This is a genomic window from Paenibacillus sp. B01 (genome assembly GCF_009649995.1).
Classification (GTDB): Bacteria; Bacillota; Bacilli; order Paenibacillales; family Paenibacillaceae; genus Paenibacillus_O; species Paenibacillus_O pasadenensis.
The window spans coordinates 3,551,569-3,566,001 of the sequence record NZ_CP045802.1 but is presented as its reverse complement, the minus strand read 5'-3'; the positions used below and the strand labels follow the sequence as shown (position 1 = coordinate 3,566,001).

Genomic DNA, 14,433 nt, shown 5'->3' with positions numbered 1-14,433 from the left:
GGGGCTGGACACATTGAAATGCATTCCTAGATGTCGCACCGCAAACAAGCATTGATGCGCGCTGTTGGATCGGCTACACTGAGTTGGACAGAAGTCAGGAAATTCATACCGTGGAACGGAGATGAGCCATTGAAGCCGATCAAAGCCGTCATTCAGGTTAATCGAATCTTGGGGACGAAGGACCCGAACCTGTTCGGGCAGTTTATAGAGCATTTCGATGATCAGATTTATGGAGGCGTTTACAACCCGGATTCGCCTCTCTCCGATGAGAGCGGCCTGCGCATGGACGTGACGGAGGCTATCGCGGCTTTGAATCCTCCCGTCGTGCGCTGGCCCGGAGGCTGCTTTGTCTCCGCCTACCACTGGGAAGACGGAGTCGGACCGGAGCGCCAGCCGTCCTTCGATAAGGCCTGGCGGGTGGAGGACCCGAATACGTTCGGAACGGACGAGTTCATCGCGTTATGCCGGAGGATCGGCGCGGAGCCCTACATCTGCACGAACGCCGGCACGGGGACTCCGGAGGAAATGAGCAACTGGGTGGAATATTGCAATCTGCGCAGTGAAGGAAAATACGCCAGGAAGCGGATCGCCAACGGTCATGTCGAGCCGTTCAAGGTGAAGTACTGGAGCATCGGGAACGAGAATTATCTGCCCGGGGAAATCGGAGCCAAGACGCCGCTGGAGTGGGGGGTATTCGTACGGGAATCGGCCAAGATGATGAACCGCGTCGATCCGACCATCGAGGTGCTTGCAGCCAGCGTTCCCGATCTCGAATGGAACCGGCATCTCCTGCAGGAAGCAGGGAGCTATCTCGACTGGATCTCCATCCATGGCTACTGGGACGAGAGATGGCAGAACAACGATTTGTCCTCGTACGAGACTTGCATGGCATATTCGCTGGAGATTGAGAACCGCATCGTCACTACGAAGCACATGCTGGGCGCATTCGGATACCTCGGAAAAATCCGCATCGCGTTCGATGAGTGGAATCTTCGCGGATGGCATCACCCGCATGTCGATTCGGCGACGGAGGATTATTTGACGCCCCGCAAGCTGAACAACCGGAACGACAGCTATACGATGGCGGACGCGGTTTTCAACGCCTGCTTCCTGAATCAGTGCCTGAAGCATTGCGATGCAGTTGGCATGGCCAACTTTGCCCCGACCGTCAATACGCGCGGTGCCATCTATGCCCACGAGAATGGCATCGTGCTGCGCTCGACCTACTTCGTGTTCCAGCTGTACGGCAAGCTGCTCGGCGACCGGGTCGTGGACAGCTGGCTGGACGGCAATGAGGACTTCGGGAGCGTTGACCGCAAGGGCCAGGCGATCCGGGTTCCGGCACTGGATGTCGCTGCGACCGTATCCTCGGAGGACGAATCGCTCCGTCTGGCTGTCGTCAACCGCCATCCGGACAAGGCGGTGCCGCTCGATCTGACAGCGCTCGGCATGCCGGGGGATGCGGCATCGGCCGTACTGCACAGCATCGTAGCGCCCGGCAAGGACGCTTATAACGACGTGCATTGCCCCGATGATATCCGAGTGATGGAGCGGGAGCTCGACCTATCGGAAAGCGGACCGCTGGCGATCGACATCCCGCCCCACTCCGTTCATGTTCTGGTCCTGACTCCCCGCCGGAGTTAAATGGAGCGTTGCGGGATTCCAGGAGCAAGCAGCCCTTATAACGCCTGATCGGCCAAAGAAGCCAGAGCGTTCTCGCTCTGGCTCTTCTTGCGGCTTCAGGCTCCTTTGCGCTTGGTCAGAAGCATGAATTGCTTGGCAAGAAAGCGGGGGGTATAGGGCATGTCTCTACGGAGCCACGAGACGATCAATCCGATCAGCGCGGACGAGCCGTACCAGATGACGATATCCTTCGGAACAGCCGGTTCTTCGCCCGACTGCTCCGCCTTCCATTGCATGCGGCTGGTAATAAGCTCCGACAGGAGCTGCAGCAGCCTTTCGGCGAAAGCCGGCATGAGGCGCGCGGCGAGCACGGCTTTGTAAAAGGCGGAGTGCATGGCGATATGCTCCAGCAGGTCGATCAGCGTCTGCTCGAGCTCCTCCGTTTCCTGGGAAGAGGAGGCGAACAGGATCAGCCGGATCTGCTCGGCCATTTCTTCCGCCAGCCGATCCATCAGATCCGGAATGTCCCGATAATGCAAATAAAACGTCACCCGGTTGATCGAAGCGCGCTGGGTCAGCCGCTGCACCGTAATTTTATCAAGCTCCGTTTCTCCGAGCAGCTCGATAAAGGCATCCTTCAGCAGCTGGCGCGTGCGCAGGATGCGGGGATCGACACGAGGCCCCGTTTCCGCCATTTCCGCCCCTCCTAAACAATTTAGTGGTAAATGTTTAATATCATCCATCAAAACGACAGCGAGCGTTTTCAATCGGATTTTCTTTACAGATCGATGGATTCTGTCGCTTGAACCTCCGTTGAAACGGACTATAATCTCCTTTATGCCGTGTTTAGTATACAACACTGTGTAAAAAAGATTCCAGAGTCGGCGGAGGGTGATGGAGAATGGGCGACAGCCATGCAGGAGAAAGGGATGGAATCAAAAAGGGACCGATTTTGTTCGTCATGATTCTCGGAGCGTTTCTGGCGACGCTGAACCAGACGGTCATGACGGTAGCGATCCCAAAGCTAATCGTGGAGTTCGGCATCGAAGCATCGACGGCGCAATGGCTGACGACGGGCTACATGCTGGTGAACGGAGTGCTTATTCCGATCACGGCGTTTTTCATGCAGCGCTTCTCGACGCGTCAGCTGTTCCAGGCCTCGATGTGGATTTTTCTGGCGGGCACCGTCATCTCGGCGATTTCGACGGATTTCCCGCTGCTGCTGACCGGGCGCATGGTGCAGGCCGCGGGAGCAGGCATCATCATGCCGCTGCTGATGAACGTCATCCTGACGATCTTCCCGGCGGACAACCGCGGAGCCGCGATGGGCATGGTCGGACTCGCGATCATCTTCGCTCCGGCGATCGGTCCGGTGCTGGCGGGCTATATTTTGGAGAGCTACGATTGGGAGGTCATGTTCTACGGCATGATTCCGCTGGCGCTCATCGCCATCGGATGCGGCTTCATTTATTTAAGGAACGTTTCGGAAAAAATCGACGCCCGCCTCGACATCGGGAGCGTCATCCTGTCGACGATCGGCTTCGGAGGCATGCTCTACGGCTTCAGCCGCGCCGCGAGCGCGGGATGGGCAAGCGCCGAGGTTCTCGTCACAATCGGCGGCGGAGCGCTGGCGCTGGGCGCCTTTATCTGGAGGCAGCTCGTCTTGAAGGCTCCGCTTCTTGATCTGCGCGCATTCCGCTATCGGCAGTTCGCGCTGACGACGCTCATCCAAGTAGCCGTCACGATGGTCATGTATGCCGACATGATGCTGCTTCCGCTTTATTTGCAAAACGCGCGCGGCTATACGGCGCTGGAGACCGGCCTGCTGATGCTTCCGGGCGCGCTCGTCATGGGCGTGCTCATGCCGGTCGCGGGCAAGCTGTTCGACCGTTTTGGCGTCAAATGGCTGGCTGTCATCGGCCTTGTCGTTACGATCGGGACGACGTTCAGCTTCATCAACCTGACCGATTCGACAAGCTATATGGACCTGCTGCTCCTGTCGACGGGCCGGCGGATCGGCATGGCGCTGCTCACGATGCCGATCCAGACCGCCGGTCTGAACGAGCTGCCCTCGCGCCTGAACCCCCATGGCACGGCCATCTCCAATACCGTCCGCCAGGTCGCGGGAGCGGTCGGCACGTCGCTGCTCGTCACGATCATGACCGATCGCACGAAAGTCCATATCGGCGAGCTTGCGGCAGGCGGAGCGCTCACCAAGGAACAGATGATCGTGGAAGCCTCGATTCAAGGCATCAACGACGCCTACGTCTGGATCATCGGGTTCGCGGCGGTCGCGCTGGCGCTGTCGTTCTTCCTCGCGAACAAGCGGCGGGCGCCTGTGACGGAACTCGTCCCGGCGGCTTCTGCGGCCATTGCCGAGCGCGATTGATGCGGCGGACCCTTCATCGCTGGAGAGTTTGCTCTTTCCGTCCAAGGAGGACCAGACGAGCCAACGGTTGACGGGGTTGCGGCTCGCCTCCGGGAGGATGCTAGGAGGGCTTCCTTTTGCGGCTGTTCCACTTGGCCGTTTCATCCCATCCCATTAGCGAACCTGGAGGTCTGACCTGTGAAAAAAACGATGACATCCCTAGCTTCCGTAGCCGTGCTGGCTTCCATGCTGAGCGTTCCTGCCCATGCCAACATGAAGGACATGACCCGCAACATCGGCCAGAACCTGAACCCGTCATCCGTCACGACGGATGTAGAGCGCGGCATGAACCGCGGCATGACCGGTCTGGAGCGCGGAGCGAACCGCGGCATGCACCATCTGGAACGCGGCGTGAACCGTCTGGAGAACGATTTGGATCTGAACCGCCATCACCGCATCAACACAAACGGCACGGTGACGAGCCCGACCGGCTACCGCGCCGGAACCTACGACGGCATGGCGGCAGGAACGTACCGCGCGCACAATGTCGGCACGACAGGCCACTACACGGCTGCCGCTACGACCAACACGCGCAGCCATGCCGGCTGGGGCTGGCTTGGCCTGCTCGGCCTGTTCGGTCTGGCCGGGATGCGCTCGCGCAATCCGGAACGCCACTAATCGAAGATCGACCGCCGCAGCCTCGCGCTGCGGCTTTTTTGCGTTTTTCCGCCGACCGCTCGTCATATTCGTCCCGCTTCCATCATATAGTAGCTTGCCAAGGAAGAGAGGGGGGACGAGGATGACGGTCGAAGCGCTATCTGAGCTGATCGATCCCGAGCTGACCATTGTCGTCGCCGCGTGCTGGGTCATCGGCATGATCTTGAAGGGGACGCCTCAAATTCCGAACTGGACCATCGTCTACATCGTGTCGGGAGCGGCGATCTTGCTTGCGATGGCGCTCCAGGGCTTCACGTTGGAGGTGGCGCTGCAAGGGCTGCTGTGCGGAGCCGTATCCGTTTACGGCCATCAGCTATTCAAGCAGACGAGGGAAGCGGTTCGCAAAGACGGGGAGGAGAGCTGAAGCGATGGGAAACGCGGCGGCATGGACGGCGGAGCTGGCAATTTGGCTGCTCGGCTTGGCGGCTTTGGTCGGTACGGCGGTCTATCCGCTCAGCCGACTGATCCGATGGGATTCGTACAAATATGACCGGACGTATGTGTGGGTCGGGTACGGGGAGGAGCTGGACCGTTCCGAAAGAAACGGCAAGCCGGAATAAGGAACGGGGCGATAGGGCGATACTGATCGCAAGATCAGCTCGTAGAAAGGAAGCCGAAGCCTCGTGAAAAATAAGTTGGGACAAGCGGCCTTGCTGGCGGCGCTGCTCGGATTGGCCGCCGGCTGCCAAGGAGCTTGGACGCTGCGCGGCGCGGCGGAGCCGACGCAGGGCAGAACGGAATCGGTCCGCTCCGCCCTTTATCCGGAGTCGGTCCGATCGGCCCTCTACGGAGAGCGGCCGTCGTCGGACGGCGGACTCGCTCCGCAGCGGCGCCATGACCGGGACCGGACGTGGAAGCAGGCTTATTGAGACGGAAAAATGGGACGAGGAAATCATTCCTCGTCCCATTTTTTGGAGTAGGCTTTTTTGGTTACGGCCAGCAGCAGCCAGATCATCAGCGCTACCATCAAGCCGGAAAGGAACAGCACGCCTCCCATGCCCATGTCAACGTCACCTCTTCCCGAGTCCGCCCGCCGCTTTGCGGGCGTGCAGTCATGCCTTCATCATACCGCATCTGGGCGGCACGGGCTACTCGCGGATAAAAAAGGGGCGGCGAGGGAAAGCTGAACCTGCAAGCGGATCGTTCCGCTTCCCTACATGAAAAGGAGGGGAATCCCCCATGGAGATCGGAAACGGAGAAGCGCAGAAGCGCGAAAGCATCGTTGCCGTGCAGAAAAACGGCGACGGCGATCTGACCTCGTTCAAAACCGACAGCGGCCGCGTGCTCGCGTACGACCAGGCGATCGCCGAGGCGAACCAGGGCCTGCTCGCCGGCGTGAACGTGTTCAAGGGCAAGGATGGCGGCCACTACCTGCGCGGAGACGCGGACGGAGACCCGACCAACAACCTGGATCAGCTGCCGCTCTTCTGACGAGCCTTCGGACGGCTCGAACCGCGCGTTTTCCGCTGGCTGGCGGAGGCGCGCTTTTTTGCTGTCTCTGCCCGTCCGCGGGCGGGCCATCCGCCGGACCGCTGCATAGGATAGCGGGGAAGCGTCCTGCAGCGGGACGCCCGGAAGGAGAATGGCAGCATGAGCAAAGGCGGCTCCAAGACGAAGACCGCGAAGAAAAAGGCGCCCGCATCCGACCGTCGGCAGGTCCAGATGAAGCTGGTCCTGTCCGACACATGCGCGGTATGCAAGACTCCCTGCTCCCGCGGACAGCAGTATCTGGCCCGGATGCGCCAGCCGGGAGCGCTCGGCAAAGGCGTGCCGTGCGTCCTTACCCGCACCTACGGCTGAGCGCCGGCGGCACGGTATTTCCCGGGCAAGCGCAAAATACCGCATCTTCCGACAAGACGCTCCCCGCGCCGAAGAGGATGCGGAATTCCCGGAGCCGAGCAGATGGTTGCGCCGCCCCCCGCAACTTTGGATCAAGCCGAGCAAATGGTTGCGCCGCCTCCCGCAACTTTGGATCAAGCCGAGCAAATGGTTGCGCCGCCTCCCGCAACTTTGGATCAAGCCGAGCAAATGGTTGCGCCGCCTCCCGCAACTTTGGATCAAGCCGAGCAAATGGTTGCGCCGCCTCCCGCAACTTTGGCTCAAGCGATGAGTATAACTGTTCAACTGGTTCCGGAAGAGGGGATATTCATGAAAGGGAAGAAGGTTCTGGTGCTGACGCTGGCCATGGCGCTTTGGGGCGGGACGATGATTTTCGCGAACTCGGCCTCGCAAGCGATCCGGGTGGCGCTCAACGGCAGCGAGCTGTCCGAGGGCGGCATCATGAGCGAAGGCAAGAGCTACCTCCCGCTTAGACAGCTGGCGAGCCAGATGCAGGCGCTCGTCCTTTGGGACGAAAACGGCAAGAAGGCATCGATCATCAAGCCCAACGTACATATGTTTCTGTTCAAGCCGGACAAGTCCACCTTCGGCGGCGTCGAAGTCGGCAAGAAGGTCACGTTCAGCGTTTTCGCGCAGATCGACACGCTGACGACGGACATCCATTCGTTTCGGATCACCATCACCGACCCGTCCGGCAAGGAGTCTTTGATCCAGCAGGATACGATGAAGGCGAGCAAGGACAACTTCTGGTTTCTGACGGATGATTTCAAATACAGCTTCGACAGCGCGGGCAAGTATTCGGTCCGTTTTTCGATCCGGCTGGCGGCCGCAGACGATTGGAGCGTCGTGTCCGAGAAGAATCTGCTTGCCAAGTAATCCCGATTTGACCCGTGAGGCGGCTCATGGTACGATACCAGAGTTAATTCGAGAGCACTGATGAAAGCAGGGATAGATATGAGCGAGCACAAGCATGACGACAACTGCGGCTGCGGCCATGACCATGACCACGAAGAGCCGGTATTCGTCGTTTCCGACGAAGAGGGCGTCGAGCGCGAGATGGTGATGGTGTACCAGTTCGAATCCGACAACCAGGCGTATGCCGTTCTTCTGGACCGCAACAATCCCGAAGAGGACGGGCTGATCCTGCGCGTCGAGGAAGAGGACGACGAAGCTTTCCTCGTCGGCATCGAGGATGATGCCGAGTGGGAGCGCGTCACGGCGATCTACGAGGAATTCGCGCGTCAAGAGAACGAAAAGCAGGGCTGAGCCCAGCTTTCCAAGCCTGTCAAGCCCGGCCGTTGCGGCCGGGCTTTTTGACGTTTCGCCCGGCGTTCGCAAAAAAAGCCGCCCCTTGGCTGAACTGCACCCCGTCAAGTAGACAGTACAAAAAATAAAGATCTATGAAGCGGCCTTAGCCCTAAATTCAATGGGACTGAGGCCGTTTAGTTTTTTCTGCAATCGTTCGTAATTGTAAAAGTGGATGTAATCATCAATATCGTTCTTTAGCTGCTCAAAAGTTTGGTATTTATGCAAGTAGTACTTCTCACATTTCAACGTTCCCCAAAAAGATTCCATAGGACCGTTATCAATACAACGTCCGACCCGGGACATGCTCTGCTTCAGCTTAGCCTTATCCAACATTTTCTTAAAACTCGAAGACGTGTACTGGAAGCCCCGGTCGCTATGAAGGAGCGCTTTGCTTCTTGGCGCTGCCTTTAGCGCCAACTTCAATGTTTTAAACACGAGCGGATTATTATTGGAATGTCCCAGTACATAAGAAACAATCGATTTATCATGAAGGTCGAGAATGGCGCTTAAATAGGCCTTCTGACCGTTGCCATATTTAAATTCAGTGACATCCGTTAGCCACTTTTCGTTCGGTGCTTCCGCTTGAAACGCACGGTTTAATACGTTCTCAGCTACGTGCTGCGGTGTAGAACGTTCATATTTCTTTTTCTTCCTGCGAATGACGGACTGAATCCCTTTTATCTTCATCAGACGATACACGCGTTTGTGGTTAATCCGCTTCTCCGTTTGTCGACGCATATGCAGCGTTAATTGACGGTAACCGAAGGTGCCTTCAACCTTTTCATATAACGTCATCATGACCGCCGTAAGCTCCTGGTTCTCCAACTGTCGTTGGCTAGGCTTGTGACTGAGCCACTTGTAGTAGCTTGACCTTGGAATCTCCGCCACCTTGCACAGTAGCTGTATGCTAAGCGCTTCTGCCTGCTGCACGGCTTGGATAGCGAGATAAATGTTTTCCTGTCGATGTCCGCTTAGCGACGCCTCCCTTGAAACTCCTGTAACTTTTTTAAGAAAGAATTCTCCGCCCGAAGCCGCTCAACCTCGTACTCCAGTTTCTTCATGGCGAGCTTTTGCTGGTCGACCTCAGATAACTCTTCAGGTGCCTTTGTGCGCCCTCTGCCGTCTCGCAAAGCGTTCTCGCCATCTGCTTCGTACTTCTTTACCCATCCGTAAACTTGCTGATAAGAAACGTGATATTTCTCTACTGCTTTTTGATAGTTTCGATTTTGCGATAAGCAATAGATTACAATGTCCATTCGTTCTTCCCAAGTCGTTGTCCGTCCCTTTGTCATAGCGGCTCCGCCCCGTTCTTATACGGTCTTAGACCGCTATGACTATTATACTTCTTAATCCAGTTTCGGAGCTGTGTACGGCTTGCCATATGGTACTTCCTTATGATTTCATTCTGTGAGTACTTTCCAGATAGATAATCTTGAACAGCCTGAAGTTTAAGTTCCACTGAGTAGCTCTTATTCTCTGCACGCCATGCTAACCCTTCGAATCCGTACAGTTCATAACGACGTCGCCATTCCTTCAACGTACTGACGTTAATGTTATATTTACAAGCGATGTCTCTTCGTGATCCCCGTCCTGCTTCATACTCCTTCAGAATGGCCAATTTCTCTTCTCCGCAGTACTCATTTATTTGAGACATGAAAAAACTCCCCTTGATAAACAGGTTTTTATTATTTCACCTGTCTACCTAAAGGGGAGCATATCAGGCCGGGGCGGCTCGAACAGCTTTAGAAAATGGCGGATTCCTCGACGATGACCTTGACGAACTGAATGCTGCGATCCTCGGGGCCTTTGACCGGCAGGCCGACCTCGACATGATCGACGATGTAGTCGATGTTGGACTGCGAGATGACCTCGCCCGGCAGCAGGATCGGGATGCCCGGAGGGTAGACGTAGATGAATTCCGCGATGATGCGGCCGGCCGATTCCTTGAACGGCAGCACCTCGGTCTCGCCGTAGAAAGCCTCGCGCGGCGTCAGCGACAGCTGCGGGATCTCGGGGATCTTGACGACGAGCTCCTGCACCTCGTCCACCTGCGGATAGCGCTCCACCATCGCGCGCAGCGCGCCGAGCAGCTGGCCGACCGTGTCCTCGGAGTCGCCCGGCGTAATCAGGCAGAGGATGTTGTACATATCCGACAGCTCGACCTCGAGATTGAAGTTGTCGCGCAGCCAGTTCTCCGCCTCGTAGCCGGTGATGCCGAGATGGCGGACATGGATCGTCAGCTTGGTCGGATCGTAGTCGAACGTCGCCTCGCCGCCCAGAATCTCCTTGCCGAAGCAGTACAGACCGGGAATCGCGTTGATCGCCTCGCGGGCAAACTCGGCGAGGCCGATCGCCTTCTCCGCCATCGCCTGGCCGTTCACGGCCAGATTGCGGCGCGACGTATCGAGCGAGGCGAGCAGGATGTACGAGGTCGACGTCGTCGTCAGCATGCTGATGATCGTCTGCACGCGCTGAGGATTGACGCGTCCCGCCCTCAGGTTGAGCACCGAGCTCTGCGTCATCGAGCCGCCGAGCTTGTGCACGCTCGTCGCCGCCATGTCGGCTCCGGCCTGCATGGCGCTCATCGGCAGCCGGTCGCTGAAATGGATCAGCACGCCGTGCGCCTCGTCGACCAGCACCGGGATGTCGTAGCTGTGGACGAGATCGACGATTTCCTTGAGGTCGGCGCAGATGCCGAAGTAGGTCGGGTTGATGACGAGCACGGCCTTGGCGTCGGGATGGCGCTCGAGCGCGCGCCGCACGGAGCGCGTCGTGATGCCGTGGTCGATGCCGAGGTTGCCGTCGCGCGCCGGAGAGATGAAGACGGGACGGGCTCCGGCGAAGATGATCGCCGACATGACGGACTTATGGACGTTGCGCGGCACGATGATCTTGTCTCCCGGCGCGCATACCGAGAGGATCATCGTCATGATGGCGCCGCTTGTGCCTTGGACGGAAAAAAAGGTATAATCGGCTCCGAACGCATCGGCAGCCAATTTCTGGCTTTCCTCGATGACGCCGGTCGGCTGATGCAGGTCGTCCAGCGGAGCTATATTGATCAAATCGATCGACAAGGCGTTGTCGCCGATGAAGGAGCGAAATTCAGAGTCGGTTCCAGCGCCTTTTTTGTGCCCGGGAATATGGAATTGCAGCGGGTTGTTCTCCGCATGGCGGCGGAGCGCGCTGAAGAGAGGGGTGCGGTTATGGTCCACCGTATTCATCCACAGCCTTTCAGATTCGGATTCAAGGATAACAAACAAGGTTGAGTATAGCATGTACGGGGGGGATTGCAAGCCTGCGGATTCCCCCGCCCGAACTGGGAAAGGAGCTTGTCGATCCGTGAAGCTGAGCCTGCCGAAAAACAGCAAGAAGATTATCCGCTCTCCGTTTGTCATCAAGCTATTGATCATCATGTTCGGCGTCGAATTCGTCAAGGGGGCGATGCTCGTCTCCGTGCTGCCCGTCTATATGAGGGACGAGCTCGGCCTGACCGCCTACGCGGTCGGATGGGCGCTGGCGAGCCAGTACATCGGCGACAATTTCTTCCGCAGCCCGCTCGGCTGGATCATCGACCGCATCGGCTACCGCACGGTCATGCTGCTCGGCGTGCTGTTCACGGGACTGTCCGTGCTCGTCATCGCGCTGACCGACCAGACGGGCTGGATCATCGTCGCCTGCGTGCTGCTCGGCATCGGCACCTCGCCGCTCTGGCCGTGCGTCATCACCGGGGCGACGGCGGTCGCCGGCGACGAGGCCGGCGGCAGCATGATGAGCGTCATCTACATGAGCTGGCTCGTCGGCGTCGGCATGGGCCCGATCGTCATCAACTTCTTCATCATCAGCCGCTACGAGCCGGCGTTCTGGCTGATGGGCGCGATCATGGCGGCGATCGTCGCCGTGACGATGACGCTGCCGGGCCGGCGGGCCTCGCGGGAAATCGAAGGCCGCCTGGCGGACGAAGCGCCGAGCAAAAGCTCCGGCCCGCTGCCGGAGCGGATCCGGGCGTACTTCCGCAAGGTCGGACAGTCGCTGCATGCGAGCCGCCTGCTCTATCCCGCGATGTTCATCCAAAACTTCGCGCTCGGGCTGCTGACGCCGGTGCTGACCCAGTATGCGCGCACGGTGCTGCATCTGTCGCCGCAGCAGTACAGCTATTTCCTGCTCGCCGGAGGCGCGATCACCGTGCTCGGCCTCATTCCGATCGGGCGCGGCGTCGACCGCTACGGCACCCGCTGGTTCCTGCACGCGGGCTTCCTGCTCGCCGCGGTGTCGCTGCCGGTGCTCGGCTACATGCGCTACCTGCCGCTCGTGCTCGTTGTCGTCGCCGTCGTCGGGCTCGGCTACGCCTGCATCATCCCGGCGTGGAACGCGCTCATCGCCAAGGCGATTCCGAAGGAGGAGCGCGGCGCCGTCTGGGGCTTCTTCCTGACGATCGAGGGACTCGGCATGGTGTTCGGCTCGATCCTCTCCGGCCGCCTGTGGGACAGCTTCGGTCCGCACGCGCCGTTCCTCATCAGCGGCGCCTCGCTCGTCGTGCTGTTCGTCCTGCATCTGCTCATCATCCGCCGGGGACGCATCTCTCTCGCTTAGGGCGCAGCTGCAGGCCCGCGACGCACCAAAAGAGGGGATCCCGACACCTTGGCTTACTAGGGACAACATCTTCTAAATGGGTTGTACACAAAAAAATCTTCCTCTGGCAAGATGCAGGCATCACCCAACATGGGCCAGAAAGGAAGATTTTTTGGGCATCCAGCAGACCACGGATCCGCTTGCCCTGCCCATGGATTTGTCGAGGACTCCCCGAAATCCGCCTCGTTCGTGTCGTGAATGCGGCGGCGGTGGGCCGCATTCACGACAAGATGTTTGCCGAGACAGCTGCATGAATGGGATGTTCTCGCGAACCGCCTTCGGGAAGCGGACCAACCAAGGCAGAAATGTGCCTTGGATCCGGTCCGCCGGCCGGGAAGCGGGCCAACCAAGGCAGAAATGTGCCTTGGATCCGGTCCGCCGGCCGGGAAGCGGGCCAACCAAGGCAGAAATGTGCCTTGGATCCGGCACGCCGGCCGGGAAGCGGGCCAACCAAGGCAGAAATATGCCTTGGATCCGGCACGCCGGCCGGGAAACGGGCCAACCAAGGCAGAAATGTGCCTTGGATCCGGTCCGCCTTCGGGAAGCGGGCCAACCAAGGCAGAAATATGCCTTGGATTCGGCACGCCGGCCGGGAAGCGGGCCAACCAAGGCAGAAATGTGCCTTGGATCCGGCACGCCGGCCGGGAAGCGGACCAACCAAGGCAGAAATATGCCTTGGATCCGGCACGCCGGCCGGGAAGCGGGCCAACCAAGGCAGAAATGTGCCTTGGATCCGGTCCGCCGGCCGGGAAGCGGACCAATCAAGGCAGAAATGTGCCTTGGATCCGGCCCGCCGGAAACCAGCCTGCACGAAAGCGGAAGGAAACCGAGAAATCAATGTCAGCCCCGGGGGGTTCCCGAGGTTCCGGTGTTTTCTGCTTCGCGGCTTACCAAAAGCAAGCTTGGAGGTCGGGTGGCCTTCCCTTGCCCACAATCTACTGAAGAGGGCAGCTGTGGATGCACAAAGACCCCGAATGGAAATGGAGCCGAGGCAGCTGGCTTCATGCTTCATTCGAGGTCTTTGTTTCTTTTGGAGATTTTGGAGTGTCTCCATTTGCTTTGGGGACAGCCCCTTTGTCGTTCCGGGGCGCGGGCTTCCGCCCGGCGCGCGTCCGAATTTAGCGAGACGCCAGCAGGTAGAGCGGCATGAGCGTCTGGAACACCGATTCGGCCTTGCGCACGAACGCCTCGCCGTCCTGCAGCAGCGGGTCGCTGCGGTCCAGATGGACGCCGCAGAGCAGCTCGGCGGCTTTGACCGTGCGCAAGCGCTCGAACAACGCCCGCAGCTCGTCCCGGCTCATGCCGTCATGCGGCGCGGCTTCCGGCCGGGTATGGTCGCCGGACCAGACGTAGCCTTGTCCGGCCGGAGGCAGGGCGTAGATCTCGTCCAGCCTCTCGAGGGCGCGTCTCGCGAACTCGGCCTTGCCTTCCGCCTCGTAGATGACGGCGAACTGGATGAAGGCATGGGTGCCCCACAGGCCGATCTGAAAATGGGGATGCGCCTTGTAGCCCCGCTTGTTGGCGGCAAAGGCGACCCAGGTGTCGCTCGGCGGATTGACCGTGCGCCGGGCGTGCTTGGCGACGTGAGGGTGGAACTCCGTGCCGGACAGGACGGACAGCTCGGGGGAGAGGCGGCTGCCGAGCTCCTCCAGCTTGGGGCGGATGCCCGAGATGAGGGCCGACATGCGCGGCTCCAGGCCGTCGATGGCGAAAACGTCGAAATCGGCCGGTCCGAAGCCGGGGAAGTCCTTATGGCGCTCGTCCAGTGCCGAGGCGCTGGATCCGCGGGATGGAGGTTGGGTCATAGGCTTGTTGTCCTTTCGTAAATGAAAAGTTCGCGGACGAACCGGCTCCCGGTCATCAGGACGGATCGTCGTCCATATAGTATATCACAGCCTGCATCGAGGCTGGACAAGTCTCCCTTTTAGCGGAAAGACCGCGTGCCGGAC

14 protein-coding genes and 1 pseudogene are annotated in these 14,433 nt (G+C 59.2%); 11 read left to right on the top strand and 4 right to left on the bottom strand.

What is annotated here, in order from left to right; translation table 11 throughout:
* Positions 1–30: 30 nt before the first annotated feature.
* Complete coding sequence (locus tag GE073_RS15385) at positions 31–1,644, top strand: alpha-L-arabinofuranosidase C-terminal domain-containing protein (RefSeq protein ID WP_228551553.1); 1,614 nt, start codon at positions 31–33, stop codon at positions 1,642–1,644.
* A gap of 95 nt (positions 1,645–1,739) precedes the next feature.
* Here GE073_RS15385 and GE073_RS15380 read toward each other — a convergent pair whose 3' ends face one another.
* On the bottom strand, positions 1,740–2,318 hold the full coding sequence (locus GE073_RS15380) for a TetR-like C-terminal domain-containing protein (protein WP_153783798.1): 579 nt from the start codon (positions 2,316–2,318) through the stop codon (positions 1,740–1,742).
* A 206-nt stretch (positions 2,319–2,524) separates the two neighbouring features.
* Here GE073_RS15380 and GE073_RS15375 point away from each other — a divergent pair, with 206 nt between their 5' ends.
* The 9 genes from GE073_RS15375 to GE073_RS15335 all read left to right on the top strand — a co-directional run bounded on the left by GE073_RS15375 (position 2,525) and on the right by GE073_RS15335 (position 7,813).
* The gene (locus GE073_RS15375) at positions 2,525–4,012 is read left to right on the top strand and encodes a DHA2 family efflux MFS transporter permease subunit (protein ID WP_153783797.1); all 1,488 of its coding nucleotides are present in this window, start codon (positions 2,525–2,527) and stop codon (positions 4,010–4,012) included.
* Between the two features lie 177 nt (positions 4,013–4,189).
* Complete coding sequence (locus GE073_RS15370) at positions 4,190–4,669, top strand: WGxxGxxG family protein (protein ID WP_043110731.1); 480 nt, start codon at positions 4,190–4,192, stop codon at positions 4,667–4,669.
* Positions 4,670–4,790: 121 nt separating this feature from the next.
* On the top strand, positions 4,791–5,072 hold the full coding sequence (locus GE073_RS15365; protein ID WP_153783796.1) for a phage holin family protein: 282 nt from the start codon (positions 4,791–4,793) through the stop codon (positions 5,070–5,072).
* A 4-nt stretch (positions 5,073–5,076) separates the two neighbouring features.
* A complete protein-coding gene (locus GE073_RS15360) occupies positions 5,077–5,268 on the top strand; it encodes a hypothetical protein (protein WP_101809311.1) in 192 nt (63 codons plus the stop codon).
* 63 nt (positions 5,269–5,331) lie between these two features.
* Positions 5,332–5,577, top strand: coding sequence for a hypothetical protein (locus tag GE073_RS15355; RefSeq protein WP_127464477.1), 246 nt, complete (start codon positions 5,332–5,334; stop codon positions 5,575–5,577).
* Between the two features lie 310 nt (positions 5,578–5,887).
* Positions 5,888–6,139, top strand: a complete 252-nt coding sequence (locus tag GE073_RS15350) for a DUF3892 domain-containing protein (RefSeq protein ID WP_028596947.1) — start codon at positions 5,888–5,890, stop codon at positions 6,137–6,139.
* A gap of 159 nt (positions 6,140–6,298) precedes the next feature.
* Positions 6,299–6,508, top strand: coding sequence for a hypothetical protein (locus GE073_RS15345; protein WP_028596946.1), 210 nt, complete (start codon positions 6,299–6,301; stop codon positions 6,506–6,508).
* Between the two features lie 348 nt (positions 6,509–6,856).
* Entirely contained in the window at positions 6,857–7,423 is a 567-nt protein-coding gene (locus tag GE073_RS15340) for a stalk domain-containing protein (protein WP_028596945.1), read from the top strand.
* Positions 7,424–7,501: 78 nt separating this feature from the next.
* A complete protein-coding gene (locus GE073_RS15335) occupies positions 7,502–7,813 on the top strand; it encodes a DUF1292 domain-containing protein (protein WP_028596944.1) in 312 nt (103 codons plus the stop codon).
* Between the two features lie 132 nt (positions 7,814–7,945).
* Here the strand turns inward: GE073_RS15335 and GE073_RS15330 are convergent.
* Positions 7,946–9,509 (bottom strand): annotated as a pseudogene (locus GE073_RS15330) (IS3 family transposase).
* 88 nt (positions 9,510–9,597) lie between these two features.
* Complete coding sequence (locus GE073_RS15325) at positions 9,598–11,067, bottom strand: aminotransferase class I/II-fold pyridoxal phosphate-dependent enzyme (protein ID WP_028596943.1); 1,470 nt, start codon at positions 11,065–11,067, stop codon at positions 9,598–9,600.
* A gap of 61 nt (positions 11,068–11,128) precedes the next feature.
* Between GE073_RS15325 and GE073_RS15320 the strand changes: the two genes are divergently transcribed.
* A complete protein-coding gene (locus tag GE073_RS15320; protein ID WP_153783795.1) occupies positions 11,129–12,445 on the top strand; it encodes an MFS transporter in 1,317 nt (438 codons plus the stop codon).
* A gap of 1,157 nt (positions 12,446–13,602) precedes the next feature.
* On the opposite strand, the gene GE073_RS15315 is transcribed toward GE073_RS15320, so the two are convergent.
* Positions 13,603–14,289, bottom strand: a complete 687-nt coding sequence (locus tag GE073_RS15315) for a YktB family protein (protein ID WP_153783794.1) — start codon at positions 14,287–14,289, stop codon at positions 13,603–13,605.
* Between the last annotated feature and the right edge of the window lie 144 nt (positions 14,290–14,433).

Bases quoted from the DNA above. Each gene is read 5' to 3' on its own strand.
- GE073_RS15345 (WP_028596946.1), top strand. From the start codon at position 6,299: ATGAGCAAAGGCGGCTCCAAGACGAAGACCGCGAAGAAAAAGGCGCCC.
- GE073_RS15320 (WP_153783795.1), top strand. From the start codon at position 11,129: ATGTACGGGGGGGATTGCAAGCCTGCGGATTCCCCCGCCCGAACTGGG.
- GE073_RS15335 (WP_028596944.1), top strand. From the start codon at position 7,502: ATGAGCGAGCACAAGCATGACGACAACTGCGGCTGCGGCCATGACCAT.
- GE073_RS15380 (WP_153783798.1), bottom strand. From the start codon at position 2,318: ATGGCGGAAACGGGGCCTCGTGTCGATCCCCGCATCCTGCGCACGCGC.
- GE073_RS15375 (WP_153783797.1), top strand. From the start codon at position 2,525: ATGGGCGACAGCCATGCAGGAGAAAGGGATGGAATCAAAAAGGGACCG.
- GE073_RS15365 (WP_153783796.1), top strand. From the start codon at position 4,791: ATGACGGTCGAAGCGCTATCTGAGCTGATCGATCCCGAGCTGACCATT.
- GE073_RS15385 (WP_228551553.1), top strand. From the start codon at position 31: ATGTCGCACCGCAAACAAGCATTGATGCGCGCTGTTGGATCGGCTACA.
- GE073_RS15340 (WP_028596945.1), top strand. From the start codon at position 6,857: ATGAAAGGGAAGAAGGTTCTGGTGCTGACGCTGGCCATGGCGCTTTGG.
- GE073_RS15350 (WP_028596947.1), top strand. From the start codon at position 5,888: ATGGAGATCGGAAACGGAGAAGCGCAGAAGCGCGAAAGCATCGTTGCC.
- GE073_RS15360 (WP_101809311.1), top strand. From the start codon at position 5,077: ATGGGAAACGCGGCGGCATGGACGGCGGAGCTGGCAATTTGGCTGCTC.
- GE073_RS15315 (WP_153783794.1), bottom strand. From the start codon at position 14,289: ATGACCCAACCTCCATCCCGCGGATCCAGCGCCTCGGCACTGGACGAG.